This window comes from Methylobacterium sp. J-001 (assembly GCF_022829565.1).
Classification (GTDB): Bacteria; Pseudomonadota; Alphaproteobacteria; order Rhizobiales; family Beijerinckiaceae; genus Methylobacterium.
On record NZ_JAKSYN010000021.1, the window covers coordinates 23442 to 45558 of the forward strand.

Annotated in this window: 23 protein-coding genes; 10 read left to right on the forward strand and 13 right to left on the reverse strand. The window is 70.2% G+C overall.

Going from position 1 to position 22117, the window contains the following annotated elements; all coding sequences use genetic code 11:
• Positions 1-59: 59 nt before the first annotated feature.
• On the reverse strand, positions 60-1250 hold the full coding sequence (gene metC / locus MKK65_RS00535) for a cystathionine beta-lyase (RefSeq protein ID WP_243954376.1): 1191 nt from the start codon (positions 1248-1250) through the stop codon (positions 60-62).
• A 164-nt stretch (positions 1251-1414) separates the two neighbouring features.
• Between metC and MKK65_RS00540 the strand changes: the two genes are divergently transcribed.
• Together MKK65_RS00540 and MKK65_RS00545 are read left to right on the forward strand one after the other, a co-directional pair.
• A complete protein-coding gene (locus MKK65_RS00540) occupies positions 1415-1681 on the forward strand; it encodes a type II toxin-antitoxin system HicA family toxin (RefSeq protein ID WP_243954378.1) in 267 nt (88 codons plus the stop codon).
• Positions 1678-2037, forward strand: a complete 360-nt coding sequence (locus MKK65_RS00545; protein ID WP_058192204.1) for a type II toxin-antitoxin system HicB family antitoxin — start codon at positions 1678-1680, stop codon at positions 2035-2037. The genes MKK65_RS00540 and MKK65_RS00545 overlap by 4 nt, the downstream gene beginning before the upstream one ends.
• Positions 2038-2065: 28 nt before the next feature.
• Here the strand turns inward: MKK65_RS00545 and MKK65_RS00550 are convergent, their stop codons facing one another.
• Complete coding sequence (locus tag MKK65_RS00550; RefSeq protein WP_243946381.1) at positions 2066-2239, reverse strand: hypothetical protein; 174 nt, start codon at positions 2237-2239, stop codon at positions 2066-2068.
• Positions 2240-2313: 74 nt separating this feature from the next.
• Between MKK65_RS00550 and MKK65_RS00555 the strand changes: the two genes are divergently transcribed.
• Positions 2314-2616, forward strand: coding sequence for a hypothetical protein (locus MKK65_RS00555; protein WP_243954380.1), 303 nt, complete (start codon positions 2314-2316; stop codon positions 2614-2616).
• 63 nt (positions 2617-2679) lie between these two features.
• Here MKK65_RS00555 and ntrC read toward each other — a convergent pair whose 3' ends face one another.
• Genes ntrC through dusB form a run of 3 tightly spaced genes read right to left on the reverse strand, consistent with a single transcriptional unit; the run spans position 2680 to position 6371 of the window.
• Positions 2680-4146 carry a nitrogen regulation protein NR(I) gene (gene ntrC, locus MKK65_RS00560; protein WP_058192205.1) on the reverse strand — a complete coding sequence of 489 codons (1467 nt, stop codon included), beginning with the start codon at positions 4144-4146 and terminating at the stop codon, positions 2680-2682.
• 48 nt (positions 4147-4194) lie between these two features.
• The gene (locus MKK65_RS00565) at positions 4195-5352 is read right to left on the reverse strand and encodes a two-component system sensor histidine kinase NtrB (protein ID WP_058192206.1); all 1158 of its coding nucleotides are present in this window, start codon (positions 5350-5352) and stop codon (positions 4195-4197) included.
• Positions 5349-6371 (reverse strand): tRNA dihydrouridine synthase DusB, encoded by a 1023-nt coding sequence (gene dusB / locus MKK65_RS00570; RefSeq protein ID WP_243954382.1) that lies wholly within the window; start codon positions 6369-6371, stop codon positions 5349-5351. Before dusB ends, MKK65_RS00565 begins: the two co-directional genes overlap by 4 nt.
• Before the next feature lie 169 nt (positions 6372-6540).
• Between dusB and MKK65_RS00575 the strand changes: the two genes are divergently transcribed.
• Entirely contained in the window at positions 6541-7872 is a 1332-nt protein-coding gene (locus MKK65_RS00575; protein WP_243954384.1) for a bifunctional 2-C-methyl-D-erythritol 4-phosphate cytidylyltransferase/2-C-methyl-D-erythritol 2,4-cyclodiphosphate synthase, read from the forward strand.
• 427 nt (positions 7873-8299) lie between these two features.
• On the opposite strand, the gene MKK65_RS00580 is transcribed toward MKK65_RS00575, so the two are convergent.
• Positions 8300-8698: an MAPEG family protein gene (locus MKK65_RS00580; protein WP_243954386.1), complete on the reverse strand. Its 399-nt coding sequence runs from the start codon at positions 8696-8698 to the stop codon at positions 8300-8302.
• Between the two features lie 100 nt (positions 8699-8798).
• On the opposite strand from MKK65_RS00580, the gene MKK65_RS00585 reads away from it, so the two are divergent.
• Positions 8799-9296: a CinA family protein gene (locus tag MKK65_RS00585; RefSeq protein ID WP_243954388.1), complete on the forward strand. Its 498-nt coding sequence runs from the start codon at positions 8799-8801 to the stop codon at positions 9294-9296.
• Between the two features lie 21 nt (positions 9297-9317).
• The gene (locus tag MKK65_RS00590; RefSeq protein WP_243954389.1) at positions 9318-10535 is read left to right on the forward strand and encodes an FAD-dependent oxidoreductase; all 1218 of its coding nucleotides are present in this window, start codon (positions 9318-9320) and stop codon (positions 10533-10535) included.
• Positions 10536-10540: 5 nt separating this feature from the next.
• Here MKK65_RS00590 and MKK65_RS00595 read toward each other — a convergent pair whose 3' ends face one another.
• The 7 genes from MKK65_RS00595 to MKK65_RS00625 form a co-directional block, all read right to left on the reverse strand.
• Positions 10541-10996 (reverse strand): type II toxin-antitoxin system RatA family toxin, encoded by a 456-nt coding sequence (locus MKK65_RS00595; protein ID WP_243954391.1) that lies wholly within the window; start codon positions 10994-10996, stop codon positions 10541-10543.
• Positions 10997-11012: 16 nt separating this feature from the next.
• Positions 11013-12008, reverse strand: coding sequence for a lipoyl synthase (gene lipA, locus MKK65_RS00600; RefSeq protein WP_243954393.1), 996 nt, complete (start codon positions 12006-12008; stop codon positions 11013-11015).
• Positions 12009-12147: 139 nt separating this feature from the next.
• Entirely contained in the window at positions 12148-12879 is a 732-nt protein-coding gene (locus MKK65_RS00605; protein ID WP_243954395.1) for an MIP/aquaporin family protein, read from the reverse strand.
• A gap of 211 nt (positions 12880-13090) precedes the next feature.
• A complete protein-coding gene (gene glpK, locus MKK65_RS00610) occupies positions 13091-14596 on the reverse strand; it encodes a glycerol kinase GlpK (protein ID WP_243954397.1) in 1506 nt (501 codons plus the stop codon).
• Positions 14597-14652: 56 nt separating this feature from the next.
• A complete protein-coding gene (gene glpD, locus MKK65_RS00615) occupies positions 14653-16185 on the reverse strand; it encodes a glycerol-3-phosphate dehydrogenase (RefSeq protein ID WP_243954399.1) in 1533 nt (510 codons plus the stop codon).
• Between the two features lie 85 nt (positions 16186-16270).
• Positions 16271-17086: a DeoR/GlpR family DNA-binding transcription regulator gene (locus tag MKK65_RS00620; RefSeq protein WP_243954401.1), complete on the reverse strand. Its 816-nt coding sequence runs from the start codon at positions 17084-17086 to the stop codon at positions 16271-16273.
• 369 nt (positions 17087-17455) lie between these two features.
• A complete protein-coding gene (locus MKK65_RS00625) occupies positions 17456-17707 on the reverse strand; it encodes a hypothetical protein (RefSeq protein ID WP_058192218.1) in 252 nt (83 codons plus the stop codon).
• 209 nt (positions 17708-17916) lie between these two features.
• Here MKK65_RS00625 and MKK65_RS00630 point away from each other — a divergent pair, with 209 nt between their 5' ends.
• The 4 genes from MKK65_RS00630 to MKK65_RS00645 form a co-directional block, all read left to right on the forward strand.
• Positions 17917-18411, forward strand: coding sequence for a chemotaxis protein CheW (locus tag MKK65_RS00630; RefSeq protein ID WP_243954404.1), 495 nt, complete (start codon positions 17917-17919; stop codon positions 18409-18411).
• 7 nt (positions 18412-18418) lie between these two features.
• On the forward strand, positions 18419-19912 hold the full coding sequence (locus tag MKK65_RS00635; RefSeq protein WP_243954406.1) for a CheR family methyltransferase: 1494 nt from the start codon (positions 18419-18421) through the stop codon (positions 19910-19912).
• Positions 19913-20485, forward strand: a complete 573-nt coding sequence (locus MKK65_RS00640; RefSeq protein ID WP_243954408.1) for a chemotaxis protein CheW — start codon at positions 19913-19915, stop codon at positions 20483-20485.
• A 48-nt stretch (positions 20486-20533) separates the two neighbouring features.
• On the forward strand, positions 20534-22117 hold a 1584-nt coding region (locus MKK65_RS00645), incomplete at its 3' end, for a methyl-accepting chemotaxis protein (RefSeq protein WP_243954410.1).

Sequence of the window (22117 nt, forward strand, 5' to 3'; positions counted from 1 at the left end):
AAGGTCAAATGCGCCGTCATCGATGCGTCATCGCGCGCGCGATGACGGGGCGGACCATTTCAGGACGCCGCCCGCAGGCGCGCGAAGCCGGCATCGAGATCGGCCTGGAGGTCGGCGACATCCTCCAGCCCGATATGGAAGCGCAGGGCCGGGCCGCCCGGGGCCCATTGGGTCGCGGTCCGGTAGCCGGCGCAGTCGAACGGGATCACCAGACTCTCGAAGCCGCCCCAGGAGAAGCCCATCCCAAACAGCTCGAGTCCGTCCAGCATGGCGGCGACCGCGGCCTCGGGCACCGGCTTGAGGATCACCCCGAACAGCCCGGAGGCGCCGGAAAAATCGCGCTTCCAGATCGCGTGGCCGGGATCCTCCGGCAGCCCGGGATGCAGCACCCGCAGCACCTCCGGCCGGGCCTGGAACCACCGGGCCATCTCCAGCCCGGCGCGGCCGTGCTCGCGCAGGCGCAACGCCATGGTGCGCATGCCCCGCAGCGCCAGGAAGATGTCCTCGGCCCCGGCGCAGGGGGCGAGATGGTCGAAGGTGCGCCGCACCGCCGGGAAATAGGCCGCGTTGGCGGAGGTGAGGCCGATCAGCAGGTCCGAGCCGCCGCTCAGGTACTTGGTCCCGGCCTCGACCGCGATATCGACTCCGCGTTCGTGGGGTGGGAACAGCAGGGGCGTCGCCCAGGTGTTATCCATGATCACGCAGGCGCCCCTTGCATGAGCGACCTCGGCGATCGCCGGGATGTCCTGCATCTCGAAGCTCTGCGATCCCGGCGCCTCGACCAGCACCGCCTTGGTGTTCGGGCGCATCAGCTCCGCGATCCCGGCCCCCACGGTCGGGTCGTAATAGGTGACCGCGACCCCGAACCGGGCCAGGACGCCGTCGCAGAACTGCCGGGTCGGGCGATAGGCCGAATCCGTCACCAGCAGATGGTCGCCGGCCGAGACCGCGGCCATCAGCGCGATGGTCAGGGCCGAGAGCCCCGAGGGCGTCACCACCGTGCCGGCGGCCCCGGCGAGCTCCGTCCAGGCCTCGGTGAGCGAATCCATCGTGGGCGTCGCCGAGGTGCCGTAATTGTAGCGCCCGCGCCGATGCTTGATCGCGTCGTAGGTCGGGTAGAGCACGGTCGAGCCGCGATAGATCGGCGTGTTGACGAAGCCGTGCTGCGCGCCCGGATCCCGGCCGGCATGGACGAGGCGCGTCGCCGCCCCGAATGTCTGCTTCGATTCGGGCTTGGGCGTCAGGGACATTGTGGCTCGACGATCGCGTTGCGCTGCAAAACACGAAGCCCGCGGGTTTGGGCGAGGTCAAGCCTGGGCCAAAGGGTGAAACGATCACACGGCCTTCGGATTGACCATGAGGGGGAAAGTTGATATCAGATTTTGATATCTAAACTGGCGATACCGAGCGAAGCGTGAACAGCCGGCATTCGCGAACTTTGCGTGCGATCTACAAGGATCCCGTGCTGGCCTCGATAGAGTGGCAGGCTATTGAAAGCTTGCTGCTCGCAGTCGGATGCCGGCTTATCGAAGGGACCGGGTCACGGGTGCGTTTCGAGTACAGAGGCGTCGTGGCCGCTTTCCATCGGCCGCATCCGGCCAAGGAGGCTGCGCGCTATCAGGTGCGCGCCGCGCGTGAGTTTCTCATCAAAATCGGGGTCAGACCGGGAGAGTCAGCGTGAACACGATGACCTATCAGGGCTTCCGTGCCCGCGTCGCATTTGACGAGGAGGATGAGCTATTTGTCGGTCAAATAGCTGGCATCAACGACGTGGTCAGCTTTCACGGGGGAACTGTAGCCGAACTGAAGGCTGCGTTTCATGAGGCCGTGGACGATTATATCGCGACTTGTCGAGCGATCGGAAAGGAGCCGGAGAAAGCCTATTCCGGCAAGCTCATGCTCAGGATCAACCCCGATATCCATGCGCAGGCTGCTCTCGCGGCGGAACTCGCCGGGACGAGCCTCAACCAATGGGCCGAGGATGTCCTGCGTCGCGCGGGCTCGGAACGCATGGTGGCCGTTACTGAGGAGGCATGACCGGCCTCCGCCGTTCTGCCCCCACCGCTCAGGGCTTCTCCGCCGGATCGGAGACCGCAGCCTCCTCGTAAGCTTGCATCCAGCCGGCATGCTCTTCGGAGCCTTCCGGATAGGGACATTCGCTCGCGGGCTTGCCGTAAAGGCGGGCGTTGCGGCCCTGAATGAACGGGCTGTCGCTCGCGGTGGCCTGGACGTTCGTCAATATCGCCTCCCGAACATTGGCTCCCATCCCGGACATTTGGGGTGGGCTTCGTTAACGGGCCGGCGGGTAATCTGTTGCCGTCTCAAGTCGCGTTCCGGGTCGTCTGCGTGCGTATCCTGCGTTCTCTCTTCGGCGGCGTCCTCGTGCTGGTCTCGACGGCGATCGTCGCCCTCGTCAGCGCCGACCGGCTCGCCCATCTGGCGCCGTCGGCCGTGGTGCGCGCCGCCCAGGCCGAGCCCTCCGCCACCGGGTCGCTTCCGGCCCCCGTGAAGGCTGCGCCCGCGCCGAAGCCTGTGGTGCCGAGCATCCCGAACGGCTTCGATACCGAGCGCCTCAACGCCCTGATGCGCGGCGACCCGATCCTGCCGCGGCGCTGAAAGGGCCCGGGACGCGACGCGCCCCGACCCCCCGAAGGAGCTTGGAAGCCCTTCGAAAGCCCCCTATCGGGCCGTGCGGAACACCTGCAGATCGAGATCGCGGACCTTCTTGCGTAGGGTGTTGCGGTTGACGCCGAGCAGTTCCGCCGCGCGGATCTGATTGCCCCGGGTGGCAGCGAGTGCCGCTCCGATCAGCGGACCTTCGATCTCCCGCAGGATCCGGTGATAGAGCCCGGGCGGGGGCAGCGTGTCCCGGTAGCCCGAAAAGTAGTCCGACAGGTGGCGCTCCACCGCGCTGGACAGGCTCTCCGACTCGGAGCCGGCCTTACGGGTTCCGCCGCTGCCATTGGTCGAGGCCGGGGGGGCAAGCGGCAGGGTATCGAGTTCGGCCTCGATCACCGGGCCGGTGATCGTCTCCTGCGGATAGAGCGCGGCCAACCGCCGGACCAGGTTCTCCAACTCGCGGACGTTGCCGGGCCAGCGGTAGCGCTTGAGCCGCTCCATCGCGTCGCCGTCGAGCGACTTGCGGGTCAGGCCCTCGCGCTCGACCAGCACGAAGAAGTGGCGGATCAGATCCGGCACATCCTCCGAGCGCTCGCGCAGGGCCGGCAGCCGCAGCGGCACGACGTTCAGCCGGAAGAACAGATCCTCGCGGAAGATGCCCTGCTGGATCGAGATCCGCAGGTCCTTGTTGGTCGCCGCGATGATCCGGACGTTGGTCTTGATCGGGACCCGCCCGCCGACCGTGGTGTACTCGCCCTGCTGGAGCACGCGCAGCAGCCGGGTCTGGGCCTCCATCGGCATGTCGCCGATTTCGTCGAGGAACAGGGTGCCGCCCTCGGCCTGCTCGAACCGGCCGGCCGAGCGCTGGAGCGCGCCGGTGAACGCGCCCTTCTCGTGGCCGAACAGCTCGGACTCAATCAGGTCGCGCGGGATCGCGGCCATGTTGACCGGCACGAACGGGCCGGTGCGGCGGCGGCCGTAATCGTGCAGCGCCCGGGCGACCAGCTCCTTGCCGGTACCGGATTCACCGGTGATCATCACCGTGAGGTCGGTGGGCATCAGCCGGGCGAGCGCCCGGTAGATCTCCTGCATGGCGGGCGAGCGCCCGACCAGCGGAATGTCCTCGTTGTCGGGGGGCGCGCCGGCCGCGGGCGCCCCGCGGGGACGCGACAAAGCCCGGCCCACGATGGCGATCAGCTCCTTCAGGTCGAAGGGCTTGGGCAGGTACTCGTAGGCGCCCCGCTCCGAGGCGCGGATCGCCGTCATGAAGGTGTTCTGCGCGCTCATGACGATGATCGGCAGCTCCGGTCGCACGCGCTTGATGCGCGGCAGCAGGTCGAACACGTTCTCGTCGGGCATCACCACGTCGGTGATGACGAGGTCGCCCTCCCCTTGCGCGACCCAGCGCCAGAGCGTGGCGCAATTGCCCGTCGAGCGGACTTCGTAGCCCGCCCGGGACAGTGCCTGGTTCAGCACCGTGCGGATCGCGGCGTCGTCGTCGGCGACGATGATGTGGCCGTTCGGCATGACTCTCTACTCAGACCTCCGGCCGGGCGGCCGAAACACAAGGCGACATTACGGCTCGACCGCCGATTCGCGCCCGTCGCGGGCACTCGACATCGGCAGGAGGATGCGGAACGTCGTGCGGCGGGGGGCGGGATCGCACTCGACGATGCCTCCGTGGTCGCCGACGATCTTAGCGACCAATGCAAGTCCGAGGCCGGACCCCTGCGCCTTGGTGGTCACGAACGGATCGAACAGGTCGGGCAGCAGGTCGGCCGAGATGCCTGGCCCGTTGTCGCGGATCGCCACCTCGATCGGCAGGCTGACCCGCTCGCGCGACCCCGGCACCTGCAGGCGCAAGCCGGTGCGGAACGCGGTGGACAGGGTGATCTCGCCCTCGACCGCGTCCGGGCCGATCGCCTCGGCGGCGTTCTTCACGAGATTCAGGATCACCTGGATCAACTGGTCGCGGCTGCCGAGCACCGGCGGCAGCGACGGGTCATAGGTCTCGATGAACCGGATATGGCGTGCGAACCCCGACTGCGCCGAACGCTTCACCTGATCGAGCACCCCGTGGACGTTGACGGCGCCGCGATCGGCCGGGCGCTCGTCTCCGAACAGCTCCATCCGCTCGACGATGCGCACGATCCGGTCCGACTCGTCGCAGATCAGCCGGGTCAGCATCCGGTCCTCTTCGGCGCCGGTGCTCTCCAGGAGCTGTGCGGCGCCGCGGATGCCGGCCAGCGGGTTCTTGATCTCGTGCGCCAGCATCGCGCCGAGCGCCACCATCGAGCGGGCGGCGCCGCGATGGGTGAGCTGGCGGTTCATCTTGTCCGCGATGGTGCGCTCCTGGAGCATCATCACCACGGCGTCGTCGTCGTCGCAGAGCGGCGTCGCGAAGACGTCGACGCTGCGCTCCAGCCCGAGGCGGGGCTGGGTGAGCTCGACCCGATATTCGCTGACGCTGGCCCGACGGCGCCGGACCTCGGCCACCAGCGCGATGATCGGCGAGGCGAACGGGATGATGTCGCGCAGGCGGCGGCGCTGCATCAGGCGCGCGGAATAGTCGAAGAACGCCTCCGCGGCGTGATTGCAGTGCAGGATCCGCTCGTCGCCGCCGATGGTCAGGACCGGCAACGGCAGGGCGTTGAGCACGGCCTCCCCGGCGGGGGGGCGCTGGCCGGCAGGGCTTTCCGGGCTGCCCGAATTCGAGACGGCGTCGTCGCTCACGCGGCCTCCCGGACCATGTCGGCCGCCCCGAAGGCCCGGGCCAGGAGGGCCAGCGCCACATCGGGATCGGTGGTGGTGAGGAGCGCGGCGCGCTCGGCCGGCTCGAGCGCGCCGCCGGTCTCGGCGTAGGCGGCCAGGTGCTTGCGGGCGTGGCGCACGCCCATGTGACGGCCGTAGAGCGACAGCAGGCCGGCGTAATGCGCGGCCGCCATGTCGGCCTGCTCGGCCCGCGCGGGCGCCTCCGCCGGGCGTCCAGCGAGAGCCGCCGCCACCTGCCCGACCAGCCAGGGCCGCCCGGTGGCGGCGCGCCCGATCATCACCCCGGCCGCGCCGGAGGCCGCCAGGCACGCTCGGGCGCTGGCGAGGTCAACGACGTCGCCGTTGGCGATCACCGGGATCGACACCGCCTCGACCACAGGCCGGATCGCGTCCCAGTCGGCCGTGCCCTTGTAGAATTGCTGCCGGGTCCGCCCGTGGACGGTCACGGCGTTCAGCCCAAGCCGCTCGGCCCGGGTGGCCAGATCGACGGCGTTGCGCGTGGCGTCGTCCCAGCCGAGCCGCATCTTGACGGTGACCGGCACCGACACCGCCCCGCGCACGGCGGCGAGCAGCCGCTCGGCATGGTCGAGGTCGCGCATCAGGGCCGAGCCGGAGGCGATTCCGGTCACGATCTTGGCCGGGCAGCCCATGTTAACGTCGATCACGTCGGCCCCGCCCGCCTCGGCCAGCCGGGCGGCCTCAGCCATGGGTTCTGCCTCGCAGCCGGCGAGCTGGACCACGTGCAGGTCGACGCCCGAGCCGTCCGCCCGCAGGGTCGCCTCGCCGGCGCCGCGGGTGAATTCGCGCGCGGCCACCATCTCGGACACCACCGCGTCGGCGCCGCAGCGCCGGGCGATCCGGCGCATATGCAGGTCGGTGACCCCCGACAGGGGCGCGAGCAGGCACAACGGGGCGGGAGTTTCGCCCCCGCCGGCCGGTCGTCCGTCGCGCAGCGCGCTTAAATAATGATCAGTCGCCATTCTGCACAACAATGAGGCAAATGCGGTCCGCTGGCAAGCGGGTGCCGCGCGTTGATTTCGCGCCCTCCCCCGCTTAAACGACGGGCATCCTCACCGGCAGAGGCTCGGCAGCACGGCTGGCCCGCGCGCCCGCTGCCGCCATGCCCTGGATTCCACGAGTTCGCTGCCCATGCCCGCCACCGGCACGCCTGCCACCGGACCCGTGGATACGGGGTCCGGCGTCGCCGCGGTGGTGGTTGCCGCCGGCCGCGGCATCCGCATCGGCGGCGGCACGCCCAAGCAGTATCGCCGGGTCGGCGGCCAGGCGGTCCTGACCCGGACGCTGGCCGCCCTCGCCGCCCAGGACACCATCGCCCGGATCCAGCCGGTGATCGCCGCCGACGCGGCCGAATTCTTTCAAAGCTGCCTCGAAGAGCTCACCCCCGCGATGCGGGACAAGATCGGCGCCCCCGTTGAGGGCGGCGCCACCCGGCAGCTCTCGGTGCGCGCCGGGCTCGAGGCCCTGGCGGCCGGCGCGGCGCCGGAGATCGTGCTGGTGCACGATGCCGCCCGCCCCTATGTCGACGCCGCCCTGATCGCCCGGGCGATCGCGGCCGGCCGCGACCACGGCGCCGCGGTGCCGGGCGTGCCGGTGACCGACACGGTCAAGCGCGTCGCCGAGATCGCCCCCGGCATCGGTCGCGTGCACGAGACCCCGCCCCGGGAGCATCTCCGCGCGGTCCAGACCCCCCAGGCCTTCACCTTCGCGCCGCTGCTCGGTGCCCATCGCGATGCGGCCGCGCAAGGCCTCGACGGCTTCACCGACGACGGGGCGCTCGCCGAATGGGCGGGCTTGCCCGTGGTGGTGTTCGTCGGCGACATCGCCAACCGCAAGATCACCCAGCCCGCCGACCTGATCGAGGCGGACCGGGCCTTCGCCTCCGACCCTTCCGAATTACCTGCGCCCGGAGCCCGCGCCATGACCACCTACGTCACCCGCCTCGGCACCGGCTTCGACGTTCACGCCTTCACGACCGGCGACCATGTCTGGCTCGGCGGCATCAAGATTCCCGCCGATCGCGGGGTGCTGGCCCATTCCGACGGCGACGTGGCGCTGCACGCACTCACCGACGCGCTGCTCGGCGCCATCGCGGACGGCGATATCGGCACCCACTTTCCGCCCTCGGACGAGCGCTGGCGGGGTGCTTCGTCGGACCAGTTCCTGGCCCATGCCTGCGAGCTGGTCCGGGCGCGCGGCGGCCGGATCGATCATCTCGACATCACCGTGCTCGCCGAGGCGCCGCGGATCGGCCAGCACCGGGAGGCGATCCGCGCGCGCATCGCCGAGATCGCCGGCGTGCCGCTCACCGCCGTGTCGATCAAGGCGACCACCACGGAGAAGCTCGGCTTCGTCGGCCGCGCCGAGGGCCTCGCCGCCCAGGCCGCCGCCACGATCCGCCTGCCCGAGGAGGACGGCCCCGCTCTCGACGCCGAGGCCGAGACCGCGATGCGGCAGGGGTGAGGCGGCCGGCTCGCTTTGGCAGACCAAGGCCTATTTCAGCCGCCGCGTTCTACCGCTCACTTCGACCGGCTGCGATCTTCACCCCTCTTTGAATAAGGCGCGGGTTCCCCTCTCCCCGCGCGCGGGGAGAGGCCCGCACGGACCTCGTCGTCCGTGCGGGAAGCGCAGGCGAAGCCGAAGCGGTGGTGAGGGGGGTGTCTCAGAACGAGGCGCGCGTCCTGAACCGCCCCCTCACCCTCGGCTGCCGCCTCGCTTCGGCGACGACAAGGTCGCCGAAGCCCTCTCCCCGCAAGCGGGGCGAGGGGATTCTCTCGCTCCGCCGTGCGAAGCTGCTATCTCTTCAAAAGCAAGAGGACGAAGCGCTTCTGGCCGAGTACGGCCCCTCATCCGTGACGAGGCCCGAAGGCCTTTCCCCCAAAAAGAAAAATCACGCCGTCCGCAGCAGCAGCGCGATCGCCGCGATGGCCAAGGTCGCCATCGTCAGCAGGATGCCACCGCCCCGGCAGGCGAACTGGCGGGCGGAGTTGGGTGCAGCGAACATGCCGATCGGATGGAGAATGCGGCCGACCAGCAGGGCAATCAGCAGGCCCTGGACCAGCCCATGACTGCCGCCGCCGGCTTCCAGCAGGCCGACCAAGATCAGCGCCAGCGGCACGTACTCCGAGAAATTGGCGTGCGAACGGACCCGCTTGAGCATGGATTCGTCGCCGCCGTCGCCGAACAGGACGTTGCTGGAGACGCGGGATCCCATCACCCAGCCGGACAGGCCGAGATATACGAGGGCGAGCAGCGCGGCGTAGAAGGCCGTGGTCGCGGGGAAGATCATCTGAATAGGGTCTCCTGTTGGGGGCGGCCGGTCCTTGAGCCGGAACCGGCCTTGCGTCACAACACCAGATAGGGCGCTCCGGCCCAGGGCGAGCCTCGCGATGATCGACGACACGGAGCTTCTCGAACGCGCCGAGGCGCTGGTCGCGGCCTATGCCAAGGCCGGCCGCACGATCGTCACGGCCGAATCCTGCACCGGCGGGCTGGTGGCGGGGCTGCTCACCGCGGTGCCCGGCTCCTCGGCCGTGCTCGAGCGCGGCTACGTCACCTACTCGAACGAAGCCAAGGCGGAGGCGATCGGGGTACCGATGGATCTGATCCGCCGTTACGGCGCCGTCAGCGAGGACGTAGCCCGGGCGATGGCCTGCGGGGCGTTGTCCGCCTCGCACGCCGCGGTGGCCGTGGCGATCACCGGCATCGCCGGCCCCGGCGGCGGCAGCGCCGAGAAGCCGGTCGGGCTGGTGCATTTCGGGCTGGCGCTGCGGGAGGGCGGACGGCGTCACCTGGAGCGACGCTACGGCGACCGTAGCCGCGGAGAAATTCGCCGGGCGGCGGTCGCGGACGCGCTTGGCCTGCTCGAAGGGGCGCTAGCGGACTGATCCAACGGCAGGGAGGGCTCGATGGACAGCCTGAGGACCCAGCTCTGCATTGTCGGCGGCGGCCCGGCCGGGATGATGGCCGGCCTGCTCTTCGCCCGGGCCGGAATCGCCGTCACGGTGCTGGAGAAGCACGCAGATTTCCTGCGCGACTTCCGCGGCGACACGATCCACCCCTCCACCCTCGATCTCATCGACGAGCTGGGCTTGGCTGAGCGCTTTCGCGCCTTGCCCCAGCGGCGGGTCGAGACCTTCTCGGGCGTCGTGAACGGCCGGAGCTACCGGGTCGCCGATTTCAGCCGGCTGCCGACCCGCAACCGCTTCCTGTCCTTCATGCCGCAATGGGATTTTTTGGACTTTTTGGCCGGTGAGGCCGGGCGCTATCCGGGCTTCCGGCTGATCCGCAGGACCGAGGCCCGCGACCTCATCGAGGCAAAGGGCCGGGTCGCGGGCGTGCGGGCCAAGGGGCCGGACGGGCCGGTGGAGGTCCGGTCCGACCTCGTGCTCTGCGCGGATGGGCGCCACTCGGCGATGCGCGAACGCGCCGGGTTTGTCCCCCGGGCCTTCGGGGCGCCGATCGACGTGCTGTGGTTCCGCCTGCCGCGCCAGGACGGCGATCCGGAGGCGGCAGCCGGGCGATTCGGCCCGGGCCGCATCCTGATTACCCTCGACCGGGGCGATACCTGGCAATGCGCCTATGTGGTTCCGAAGGACGGTGACGCGGCGCTCCGCGCCAGGGGGCTGCCGGCCTTTCGGGCGGCGGTCGGCGAGATCGCGCCGTTCCTGGCCGACCGCACCGACGCCATCGCCGACTGGGATTCGGTCAAGCTCCTGACCGTGACCGTCGACCGGCTGGCGCGCTGGCACCGTCCCGGTCTGCTCTGCATCGGCGACGCCGCCCACGCGATGTCGCCGGTCGGCGGGGTCGGCATCAATTTGGCGATCCAGGACGCGGTGGCGGCCGCCAACATCCTGGCCGGGCCCCTGCGGGCGGGGCCGGTCGCCGAGGCCGACCTCGCCCGGGTCCAGGCCCGGCGGATGTTCCCGGTCCGGGCGACGCAGGCGCTGCAGCGGTTCATCCAGGCCCGGGTGATCGCCAGCACGCTCAAGGCCGATGCGCCGTTCCGGGCGCCGCTGGCCCTGCGGATCCTCGACAGGCTGCCGATGCTCCAGGTCCTGCCCGCCCGGATGATCGGGATGGGCGTGCGGCCGGAGCACGTGTCCATGCCGGCCCGGGCCTGATCCCTTCAGGCGGTACCGTACATCCGGTCCGCCCGTCCCTCGAAGGCGTCGGTGAACTTGCGGAAGGCGCGGTCGAACATCGTGCCCATCAGGAGGCCCAGCGTCCGGCTCTTGAACTCGTAGGTGATGAAGAAATCCACGCTGCAGCCGCCGTTCGGCGCCTCCTTGAACGACCAGCGGTTCTCCAGGTGGCGGAACGGACCGTCGATATACTCGGCCACGATCTTGTGGTTGGCCGGATCGAGGCTGACCCGGGTGGTGAAGCGCTCGCGGATGGCCTTGTAGCCCACGCCCATCTCGGCGACCAAAACCTGCCCGCCCTCCGGCATCGCCTGCCGGCGGATCACCCGCAGGGATTCGCAGAGCGGCAGGAATTCCGGGTAGCGCTCCACGTCGGCCACGAGATCGTACATCTGCTGCGGCGAATGCCGCACCGTGCGGGTAACCCGGAAGGACGGCATTTCTTTTCCGACGTGCTCAGGCCGAGAGGGCGGGGGCGTGCGAGACAGCGTGCTTGGCGAGCCGGGCCGCCTGAAGCTTGGCAAAATCCTCGCCGGCATGGTGCGACGAGCGGGTGAGCGGCGTGGCCGAGACCAGCAGGAAGCCCTTGGCGTAGGCGGTGGTCTCGTAGGTCTTGAATTCGTCGGGCGGAATGAAGCGAACCACCTCGTGATGCTTCTTCGACGGCTGCAGATACTGGCCGATGGTCAGGAAGTCGACATCGGCCGAGCGCAGGTCGTCCATGAGCTGGAGCACTTCGTTGCGCTCCTCGCCGAGCCCGACCATGATGCCGGACTTGGTGAAGATCGTCGGGTCGAGCTCCTTCACCCGCTGCAGCAGGCGCACCGAGTGGAAGTAGCGGGCGCCGGGCCGCACCGTCAGGTACTTGGCCGGCACCGTCTCCAGGTTGTGGTTGAACACGTCGGGCTTGGCCGCGACCACCACCTCCAGGGCGCCGTCCTTGCGCAGGAAGTCGGGGGTGAGGATTTCCACCGTGGTGCCGGGGCTCGCCCGGCGGATCGCCGCGATGGTCCGGGCGAAGTGCTGGGCGCCGCCGTCCTTCAGGTCGTCCCGGTCCACCGAGGTGATCACCACGTGGTGCAGGCCGAGCTTGGCCACCGAGTCACCGATTTTCTCCGGCTCCAGGGCGTCGAGGGCGTCGGGCAAGCCGGTGCGGACGTTGCAGAAGGCGCAGGCCCGCGTGCAGGTGTCACCCATGATCATGAAGGTGGCATGCCGCTTCTCCCAGCACTCGCCGATATTGGGGCAGCCGGCCTCCTCGCAGACGGTAACCAGGCCGTGCTCGCGGACGATCTTCTGGGTCTCGGTCCAGGCCTTGGAGCCCGGCGCCTTGACCCGGATCCAATCCGGTTTCTTGGCCTGAACGGGCTGGTCCGGCCGGTGCGCCTTCTCGGGATGGCGCAGGCGCGCGGAGCGCGGATCGTTCTTCAGGATGTCGAGGACGACGGCCATGGGTCGGGGGCTGCCACACCGGGGGGAGGCGCCCGGAGGCGCGGTCGGTCAGTGGGACTGACTTAAGGCGCCCGGCCTCGCGCCGCAAACCGCCGCGACGCCGGGACGCCCTGCGGCGGTTGAGGATGCGGCGTTTCCGTCAGATCCCGAGCGCCCGTACCAGCAGCCCGGCCAGCACCGCCCCGACAACGGGGCCGGCCACCGGGATCAGCGCGTAGCCCCAGTCGGAGGTGCCCTTCCCCGCGATCGGCAGGACGGCGTGCGCGATGCGTGGTCCAAGATCGCGGGCGGGGTTGATGGCGTAGCCGGTGGTGCCGCCGAGCGAGAGGCCGATGCCCCAGACCAGCATGCCGACCATGTAGGGGGCGACCCCGCGCGGGATCGCCCCCGAGGCGCCGAGCGTGTTGGTCACCAATGCCGAGATGGTCAGGATGAGGAAGAAGGTGGCGATGATCTCCGAGGTCCAGTTGGCCTTGGCGTCCCGGATCGCGGGCCCGGTGCAGAAGCAGGCGAGCTTCAGGTCCTGCTCCGGGGTCGCCGCCCAGTGCGGCAGGTAGTGGAGCCAGACGATGGCCGCGCCCGCGAAGGCGCCGAGCATCTGCGCCGGGCTGTAGACCCAGAGCTTCGAGACATCCCCTGAGCTGACCGCGCCCGCCACGGTCACGGCGGGATTGAGATGCGCGTCCGGGCTGCCGGTGGCGGTGGCGACGAAGATCCCGGCCAGCACCGCGAAGGCCCAGCCGGCTGTGATCGCGATCCAGCCGGCATTCTCGCCCTTGGATTTCTTGAGCAGGGCGCCGGCGACGACGCCGTCTCCCAGCACGATCAGCGTCATCGTGCCCAGGAACTCGCCCAGGAATGGCGAAGTCATGGTCTGGTCTCCCCCAAATATCGTCTTGTTAAAAAAGTCTTTTTTTGAGGTTTTGCCGTCCTCGCCCTCAGGCTTCGGCCGGAACATCTTGGTTTCAAAAGGTCCGAGACCTTTTGCGGGTGCAGAGCAGAGCCCTGCGATCCCCGGGTGCTCCGCCCCCGAATCCCTGCCAAGGGGCTGCAGGCCCTTTGGAATCCCGGGCCTTGGCCGCTCAATCCTCGTCGAGCTTCCAGTCGAAGGAGCGCTGCACCGCCCGGCCCCAGGCGGCGGCGATCTTCTGGCGCTGGCCGGCATCCATCTTCGGCGTCCAGCGCTTGTCGACGCCCCAGTTGCGCTTGAGGTCGTCGAGGCCCTTCCAGTAGCCGACCGCGAGGCCGGCCGCGTAGGCGGCGCCGAGCGCCGTGGTCTCGGAGACCTTCGGGCGCACCACCGGCACATCGAGCATGTCCGCCTGGAACTGCATCAGCGTGGTGTTGGCGACCATGCCGCCGTCGGCACGCAACTCCTTGACCGGGATGCCGGAATCCTTGGCCATCGCGTCCAGCACCTCGTGGGTCTGGAAGGCGGTCGCCTCCAGCACCGAGCGGGCGATGTGGCCGCGGTTGACGTAGCGGGTCAGGCCGATGATCAGCCCGCGCGCACCCTCGTTCCAGTGCGGCGCGTAGAGGCCCGAGAAGGCCGGCACGAAGTAGACGCCGCCATTGTCCTCGACGGTCGTGGCCAGCGTCTCGACCTCGGCCGAATCCTTGATCATGTGCAGGTTGTCGCGCAGCCACTGCACCAGGGCGCCGGTGATCGCGATGGAGCCCTCCAGGGCGTAGGCGGGCTTCTGGCCGTCGAGACGGTAGGCCAGGGTCGTGACCAGGCCGGCCTTGGACGGGACCGGCTCGGTGCCGGTGTTCATCAGCGCGAAGCAGCCGGTGCCGTAGGTGTTCTTGGCCTCGCCCGGCGCGAAGCAGGTCTGGCCGAACAGGGCCGCCTGCTGGTCGCCCAGGATGCCGGCGATCGGCACGCCGGCGAACGGCGCCTTGGTCTCGCCGTAGACCTCGCTCGACGAGACGATCCGGGGCAGCATCGCCCGCGGGATGCCGAAGGTTTTCAGCATGCCGTCGTCCCAATCCAGGGACTTCAGCGACATCAGCTGCGTGCGGCTGGCATTGGTCACGTCGGTAACGTGCAGCCCGCCCTCGGTCCCGCCGGTGAGGTTCCAGACCAGCCAGGTGTCGATGTTGCCGAACAGCACGTCGCCGGCTTCGGCCCGCTCCCGGGCGCCCTCGACATGGTCGAGCAGCCAACGCAGCTTCAGTCCGGAAAAGTAGCTCGCCAGCGGCAGGCCAGTGAGGTCGCGGAACCGGTCGCGGCCGCCGTCGCGGGCGAACTCGGAGACCAGCCGGTCGTTGCGGGTATCCTGCCAGACCAGGGCGTTGTGCAGCGGCTTGCCGGTGCGGCGGTCCCAGATCAGCGTAGTCTCGCGCTGGTTGGTGATGCCGATGGACGCGAGGTCGGTGGGCTGGAGGCCGGCCTTGTCCAGGGCCTCGCGCATCACGCCCTGCGTCTTGGTCCAGATCTCGGCGGCGTCGTGCTCGACATGGCCGGGGGCCGGATAGATCTGCGCGTGCTCGGCCTGGGCCAGCGCGATGACGCTGCCCGCGCGATCGAACACCATGAAGCGGCTGCTCGTGGTGCCCTGGTCGATGGCCCCGACGTAACGGCTCATCGTTCCCTCCCTTGGTTAGGCCCGACCGGTCTCGCGCCGGCTCGGGTTCGACTGGATCATGCGGCCTCGGCCTTGCGGTCGAGGTAGGCGGCAAGCCGCGCGGCGCTCTCGGGGCTGGTGCGCAGCCCGAGCTTGGAGCGGCGCCAGAGGATGTCCTCGGCGGTGACCGCCCATTCGGCGATACGCAGGTAATCGACCTCGGCCGCCGTGAGGCCGCCGTCGAACACCGCGCCGAGATCGGCCATGGATTGCGCGCTCCCGACGATCTCGCGCGCTTTGGTGCCGTAGGCCCGGGCGAGGCGCCGCGCGGTCTCGGCGGGCAGGAACGGCTTCTCCGCCTGAAGCTCGGCGAGGAACCGGTCGAAATCCGCGTCCGGCATGGCGCCGCCGGGCAGCACCGCCTCGCCGGTCCAGGCCGGCTTGAGGCCCGGGAAGAACGGCTTGAGCTTCTCGATCGCGTGCTCGGCCAGCCGCCGGTAGGTGGTGATCTTGCCGCCGAACACCGACAGCACTGCCGCCTTCCCGCCTTGGTCCTCCACGTCGAGGACGTAGTCGCGGGTCACCGCGGAGGCGTTCTCGGCCGCGTCGTCATAGAGCGGGCGCACGCCCGAATAGCTCCAGACCACGTCGGCCGGGGTGATGCGGGTGTCGAAGGAGCGGTTGATGCAGCCGCAGAGGTAGTCGGTCTCCTCGGGGGAGATCGAGACCGGCCCGGGCTCGCCGTCATAGGGCACGTCGGTGGTGCCGATCAGCGTGAAGTCGCGCTCGTAGGGAATCGCGAAGATGATGCGCTTGTCGGGCTGCTGCAGGATGTAGGCCTGGTCCCCCGGGAACAGGCGCTTGACCACGATGTGGCTGCCCTTGATCAGGCGCACCGCGGCTCGGCTGTTGATGCCGAGCGTGCCGCCCAGCGTCGCGCTCACCCAGGGACCGGCGGCGTTGACCACGGCCTTGGCCCGGACCATCCGCTCGGTTCCGGTGCGCTCGTCGCGCAGGGTCGCGACCCAGCCGTCGCCCTCGCGCCGCGCCGAGACCACGCCGGTGCGGGTCAGGACCGTGGCGCCGCGCTCTCGGGCATCCATGGCGTTGAGCACCACCAGGCGGCTGTCCTCGACCCAGCAGTCCGAATAGACGAAGCCCTTGGTCAGCCGCTTCTGCAGCGGCGCGCCGTAGGGGGAGCTGCGCAGATCGACGGACTTCGAGCCCGGCAGGGTCCGCAGCCGGGCGAGATGATCGTACAGGAACAGGCCGAGCCGCAGCATCCAGGCCGGGCGCAGGCCCTCGTCGTGGGGCAGCACGAAGCGCAGGGGCCAGATCACGTGGGGCGCCTGGCGCAGCAGCCGCTCGCGCTCGGCCAGGGCCTCGCGGACCAGGCGGAACTCGTAATATTCGAGGTAGCGCAGCCCGCCGTGGATCAGCTTCGTCGAGGACGAGGAGGTGAAGCCGGCCAGGTCCCCGCGCTCGGCCAGCAGGACCGACAGGCCGCGGCCCGACGCATCGCGCGCGATTCCGGTGCCGTTGATGCCGCCGCCGATGACCAGAAGATCGTAGGCGTCGGACGGCGTGCGCTGGCGCGTTGCAGCCGGCATTGTTCCTCCTCTCCCGCCCTCGATGGCGGGTTCAGGACATATTGAGCCGCCTGCCGATTTTCGCAAGCGAAAAAGCACATGTTCGTTACGGTTCGTCGTCGGCCACCGCCAGGGTGACGCCCTGGCGCTCGATCATCGCGACGACCTCGGGCGGCGGCGTCCGGTCGGTGAAGAATGTGTCGACCTGATCCAGACGCCCGACCTGCACCATCGGTCGCCGGGTGAACTTGGTGTGGTCGGCGACCAGGAAGGTCTTGCGGGCATGGGCCAGGATGGTCTGCGTCGCCCGCACCTCCTCGTAATCGTAGTCGAGCAGCGCGCCGTCGGCATCGATGCCGCTGATGCCGATCACCGCCACGTCCACCCGGAACTGGCTGAGCGTGTCACAGGTGAGCTGGCCCAGCACCGCGCCGTCGCGGTTGCGCACGGTGCCGCCGGCCACGACGATGTGGAATTCCGTGGCCTCGGCCAGTGACAAAGCCACGTTGAGGTTGTTGGTGATGACGCTAAGGTCGTCGTGCCGGGTTAATTCGCGGGCCACGGCCTCGGGGGTCGTGCCGATATTGACGAAGACCGAGCAGTGCGACGGGATCCGGGCGGCCGCCAGCCGGCCGATCCGGGTCTTCTCCGGCAGCAGGGTTACCCGGCGATCGGCATAGTCGATGTTCTCGACGCTCGACGGCAGCCCGCCGCCGCCCCGGTAGCGCTCCAGCCGCCCCTCCGCGCTCAGTTCGTTGAGATCCCGCCGGATCGTCTGCACGGTGACGCCGAATTGCGCGGCCAGGGTTTCGATGGTGACGAAGCCCCGCTGGCGCACCGCCGCCACGATGGCGCACCGCCGCCCCTCGACCCCGGTTGCCTCGACCCTGTCCTCGGATTTCCGGTCGAGCAGGCGTGACATCGAGACTCCTGGTGTTCCTCGGGCCGCCCTATAGGTGCAGATGTTCGTTTTCGAACATCCTGCGGGTGTGGCGGCTTTCGTAACGAGAGTGGACCTGCCGGGGCGGTGGGGCAACCGGATCGCTCGGGTAGAGGACAGGATTCTCAACACCGGTAGACCGTGGCGCGGGCAACTTCCTCACTGGACTACGCGGTGTTTGCTTGGTCACACACGCGCCCTCCCTCCCCCGCAAAGGGCGGAGGGAGGGCGCGTGTCATCCTCGAAGTGGAGCATCTGAACCACGCCGGAAAAACCCCACAAAAAAGGCCTGCCGCGAGCGCGACAGGCCAGATCGTCCGGTAGAGGCCGCGTGCGGCGATCCCGGCCTGATCACATCTGGTGGTGACGCATCCGGCGGTGATGCTTCATCATGCGCTTGTGCTTCATGCGCTTGCGCATCATCGGGCGCTCGGTCGGCGCAACTGCGCCCCGCTCCATGGCGGCGGCTTCGCCGGCCCGCTCCATGCCGCCGCGGGGGCCGCCAGCCTGGGCGCCGGAATTGTTGTAGGGCGCATTACCCTGGGCGTAAGCGGAGCCCGCGAGCAGCGTCAGCGACGCGGCAGCCAACAGCAGTTTCTTCATGATCGATCCCTGGCGTAAGACAGGCGCAGGCAAGGCGTCGCCCAACGTCTAGGGCTTTGCCGCTGCGTCGGAAAATAAGCGGCTGAGGGGAGACATGGTTCCCCGGTTCCGCGATCCGATTGTGGACGATTGCCTGCCGCCGGCCGTGGGCCTATCTCGCGAGCGGGCCCGGCGCGACCGTGACCGTGGGGCTTACAGGAGGGGCGGCTTTGGCCAGCAGCGGTTCGGCCTATCTGCTCCTCGATGTGGCCGGCACGCCGTGCGCCCTGCCCCGCGCCTCCGTCTCCGAGATCCTGCCCCTGCCGGACCTGCACACGCCCCCGGCCACCGGCGGCTGGCTCGCCGGCTTCCTCAATCTCGGCGGCGCGCCGATCCCGGTGGTCGATCTGGCGCCCTTGCTCGGCCTGCGCCCGGCCGCCACCGCCCCGGGCCTCTACGCGCATCTGGTGCTCACCCGGGACGATTCCGTCGCCTACCTGGTCGATCGCGCCGCCGATCTCGTGATCGTGCCCGACTCCGCGATCCGGCCGTCCGAGCAGGACGGCACGCTCAACGGCTGCGTCGCCGCCGAGCTGGTGATCAGCGACCGGCTCGTGCACGCCCTGGCTCCTGCGAGCCTCCTGACCGCCCAGGAGCGGGCCCGGGTCGCGGCGCTGACCCAGGCCGCGGCCGAGCGCCTGGCCGCCCTGCCCGCAACCGCGTGATCCGGCGATGCCGCGCCCCGCTCCGTTCCGTCCCGAGGCGGCTGACGACCCGGCCTATGCCGCGCTCAAGGCGCGGATCATCGCGCGCACCGGCCACCACTATTACATCGACAAGGACGAGCTGCTGATCGAGCGCCTGCGCCGACGCTTCCGGGCCAATGCGGTCGCCGATTGCGCCGCCTACACCGCGCTCCTGGCCGACCGGTCCAAGGGCGAGGCGGAATGGTCCCAGCTCGAGGCCGAGATCACCGTCGGCGAGACCTTCTTCTTCCGGTACGCGGAGCAGTTCCAGGCCCTGCGCCAGACGATCCTGCCGGCGCTGATCGCGGCGCGCAGCCTCGACCGCACCCTGCGGATCTGGAGCGCCGGTTGCTCCACCGGGGCCGAGCCCTATTCCCTGGCGATCCTGGTCCGCGAGGCCCTGGGCGATGCCCTGCCCGACTGGCGGATCGCGATCCTCGGCACCGATATTAGCGTCGAGGCGCTGGCGACCGCCCGGGCGGCCGTGTACGGCCGCTGGGCGCTCCGCACCATGCCGCCGGAGGACCGGCTGCGCTACTTCACCCGCTTGCCTCCCGCGCCCGGGATCCGCCGGGAGGGCGGCTACGCCCTGCGGCCGGAATTCCGCACCCTGGTGCGGTTCGAGCGCGGCAACCTCCTGAGCCTGATCGAGCCGAAGCGGCCGCCCGGCGAGGGGTTCGACCTGATCCTGTGCCGCAACGTACTGATCTATTTCGAGGCCGAGACGGTGGCCGCGGTGGTGCGCGGCCTCGGACGCCGGCTTCGCCCGGACGGCTGGATACTCCTTGGCCATGCCGAGCCGAACCCGACCTTTTCGGGGTTCCTCGATCCGGTCAGCCTGCCCGGCACCGTCGCCTACCGGCGTCTCGCCGATGCCGTCCCGCCGCCCGTGCCCTGGCCGGTGCCGCTCGCCGTCGAACCGCCCTGGCCGGCGTCCCAACCCCTGCCGGCGGACCCGCCGCTCGAGCCCGCTGAAGCGGCCGTCGCTATTCTCGTTCCGCCCGCGCCCCTGCCCGCCATCGCCGTGAGCCTCGATCGTGGCGATGACGCCGTGCAGGCCGGCGACCTCGCCCAGATCCGCGCCCTGGCCGATGCCGGCGAGACCGGCACCGCCTGGCGGCTGCTGCCCGGCGCTCTGGAACGGGATCCGACCGATCCGTCTTTGCGCTTCTACGAGGGGCTGCTCGCCCGCACCCTCGGTCGGGACGTCGAGGCCGAGCGGGCCTTCCGGGCGGCGCTCTATCTCGACCGGGGTTTCGTCATGGCCCATTACCATCTCGGCCTGCTGCTGATGGCGATGGGGCGTGCCGAGGAGGCCGCGCGCGCCCTCGACAACGCCGTCGCGCTGAGTCAGGCCCTCGAGCCGGAGACGCCCCTCCGCGAGGGTGATGGCGCGGTGGCCGGCGAGGTCGCGGCCGGGGCCGCCGCAGCCCGCACCGGGCTCGGCCCGTATCGCGGCCCAGGCAGCGGGAGCTTTTAAATGGACGCGCGCCCGAGCGCACCGGAGCGGAGCCGACCGCGCAAGTCCGAGCGGGACCTCAAGGCCGAGCGCGCCGCCGCGCTCGCCCGGCGGCAAGCCGCTGCCGTGGGGGCCGTGCACGGCATCGACCACCTTGTCTGCGCCTGCGGGACCGAGCGCTACGGGATTCCCCTCGCGGCGGTCGCGCAGGTGTTGCCGATGCGCCCATCCACGCCGATGCCCGGGGCCGTGCCGGCGCTGCTGGGCCTGATCGCCCTCTCGGGCCGGATCGTCGGCGTTCTCGGCCTCGCCCGGGCCCTCGGCCGGCCGGAGCCGCCGGACGCCGAGCTGGGCGCCGGCCATCTCGTCGTGCTGCGCGCCGCCCAGGCACAGCCCGTGGCTCTGGCGGTCGACCGGGTGCTCGGGATCGCCGTCGCCCCGGGACCCTCCGCCGCAGGGGCGACAGCCGAGGCCGACCCCGCCGGGTTGGGCAACGCCGCCGCTTCGGGCTATGCCCCCGCTTCGGCCCGCGACGGCCGACCGGATTTCGTCGTCGTCGACCTGCCCCGCCTCCTGCGCCGCGTCCTGCCCTAACGCCCTGATCCGCGCATCCGCGCCCCACCACCGGAGCTAGCCCCGACCGTGACGTTCTCGATCGGAAGACGCATCCTCCTCGGCTTCGTCGCCGTCACGGTGGTGATCGTGGCTCTCGGCTTCTACGCGCTGGAGCAGATCGGGGCGGTGCGCGACACCACCGACGCCATCGTCCGGCGCGACATGTCGGTGCTGCGCCAGCTCGACGATCTGGGCAACCAGGCCCGCGACCTGGGGCTCCTGCGCCGCAACGCCGTGATCGCGATGCTGTCGCAGGCGCAAGGCCGGCCGGCGCGCGCCGACGACAACGTGGCGGCGTGGCGCCAGACCGCCGCCAAGGTCGAGGCCGGCCTCGCCACCACGGTCCAGCTCGCCAGCGAGTACCGGACGATCTCGATCTCCGCCGAGCGCAACGCCGCCTGGGACCGGATCGCCGCGGCGGCCACCGAGGTGCAGCGCTCGTTCCGGGATGTCCGGAGCGTGAGCGAGGCGCAGTTCGCCGCCATCGCCAACCAGGATGTCGCCGCCGTCGAGGCGCGCAACGACGAGATCGGCCGACTGCAGGCGCCGTTCCTCGGCGGCATCACCAATCTGCGCACCCTGCTCGACGGCAGCATGGCCCTGGGACAGCGCGCCGCGCACGAGGTCTACGAGCGCTCGCGCCTCTCGATCCACCTGACCCTCGCGGCCGCCGTGCTGCTGGCGATGATCGTCACGTGGCTTATCCGCCGTGCGGTGGTGCGCCCGCTCGAGACGGTGATGGGGTTCGTCGAGCGGGTCGGCTCGGGGGACCTGTCGGGGCAGCTCGACGTGCGCGGCGGCGACGAGATCGCCCGCCTCGGTCGGACACTCAACGCCATGGTGTCGGGCCTGTCGGACCTCGCCCGGACCAACCGGGCGGCCACCGCCGACCTCAACGCCGCCGCCGCCGAGATCCGGGCCTCGGCGCAGCAGCAGGCCGCGTCCGTCGAGGAGCAGTTCGCCGCCGTCCAAGAGACCGCGGCCACCGTCGACGAGATCACCCATTCCGGCGCCCAGATCGGCAAGCGCGCCACCGAGGTCATCGCCACCGCCCAGGCCACCGCCCAGACCTCCCGCCAGGGCCTGCGCGCCGTCTCCGACACCGCTAAGGCCATGGACGCGATCCGCGAGCAGGCCGAGGCCGTGGCCGGCAACATCGTCAGCCTGTCGGAGAAGACCCAGACGATCGGCGACATCATCGAGACGGTCAACGACATCTCCGAGCGCACGCATCTCCTGGCGCTCAACGCCGCCATCGAGGCGGCCGCGGCCGGCGAGAGCGGGCGCAGCTTCGCCGTGGTGGCCTCGGAGATGAAGCTCTTGGCCGACCAGGCCAAGGCGGCCACCGGCCAGGTCCGGGGGCTGCTGGGCGAGATCCAGCGGGGCATCAACACCTCGGTGATGCTCACCGAGGAGGCGGTCAAGCGCGCGGCCTCGGGCAAGACCCGTTCGGACACGACGCAGCGGACCATCGAGGAGATCACGGCGCGGGTGGAGGAGAACGTCCAGACGTTCCAGCAGATCGTGGCCTCGACCAACCAGCAGCAGCTCGGGATCGAGCAGGTGATGCAGGCGCTGCACAACATCCGGCAAGCGGGGCAGCAGAACGCC

Bases quoted from the DNA above. Each gene is read 5' to 3' on its own strand.
- MKK65_RS00635 (WP_243954406.1), top strand. From the start codon at position 18,419: ATGCCGCGCCCCGCTCCGTTCCGTCCCGAGGCGGCTGACGACCCGGCC.
- metC (WP_243954376.1), bottom strand. From the start codon at position 1,250: ATGTCCCTGACGCCCAAGCCCGAATCGAAGCAGACATTCGGGGCGGCG.
- MKK65_RS00605 (WP_243954395.1), bottom strand. From the start codon at position 12,879: ATGACTTCGCCATTCCTGGGCGAGTTCCTGGGCACGATGACGCTGATC.
- MKK65_RS00620 (WP_243954401.1), bottom strand. From the start codon at position 17,086: ATGTCACGCCTGCTCGACCGGAAATCCGAGGACAGGGTCGAGGCAACC.
- lipA (WP_243954393.1), bottom strand. From the start codon at position 12,008: ATGGCCGTCGTCCTCGACATCCTGAAGAACGATCCGCGCTCCGCGCGC.
- MKK65_RS00580 (WP_243954386.1), bottom strand. From the start codon at position 8,698: ATGATCTTCCCCGCGACCACGGCCTTCTACGCCGCGCTGCTCGCCCTC.
- MKK65_RS00625 (WP_058192218.1), bottom strand. From the start codon at position 17,707: ATGAAGAAACTGCTGTTGGCTGCCGCGTCGCTGACGCTGCTCGCGGGC.
- MKK65_RS00640 (WP_243954408.1), top strand. From the start codon at position 19,913: ATGGACGCGCGCCCGAGCGCACCGGAGCGGAGCCGACCGCGCAAGTCC.
- MKK65_RS00595 (WP_243954391.1), bottom strand. From the start codon at position 10,996: ATGCCGTCCTTCCGGGTTACCCGCACGGTGCGGCATTCGCCGCAGCAG.
- MKK65_RS00575 (WP_243954384.1), top strand. From the start codon at position 6,541: ATGCCCGCCACCGGCACGCCTGCCACCGGACCCGTGGATACGGGGTCC.
- glpK (WP_243954397.1), bottom strand. From the start codon at position 14,596: ATGAGCCGTTACGTCGGGGCCATCGACCAGGGCACCACGAGCAGCCGC.
- MKK65_RS00590 (WP_243954389.1), top strand. From the start codon at position 9,318: ATGGACAGCCTGAGGACCCAGCTCTGCATTGTCGGCGGCGGCCCGGCC.
- dusB (WP_243954382.1), bottom strand. From the start codon at position 6,371: ATGGCGACTGATCATTATTTAAGCGCGCTGCGCGACGGACGACCGGCC.
- ntrC (WP_058192205.1), bottom strand. From the start codon at position 4,146: ATGCCGAACGGCCACATCATCGTCGCCGACGACGACGCCGCGATCCGC.
- glpD (WP_243954399.1), bottom strand. From the start codon at position 16,185: ATGCCGGCTGCAACGCGCCAGCGCACGCCGTCCGACGCCTACGATCTT.
- MKK65_RS00585 (WP_243954388.1), top strand. From the start codon at position 8,799: ATGATCGACGACACGGAGCTTCTCGAACGCGCCGAGGCGCTGGTCGCG.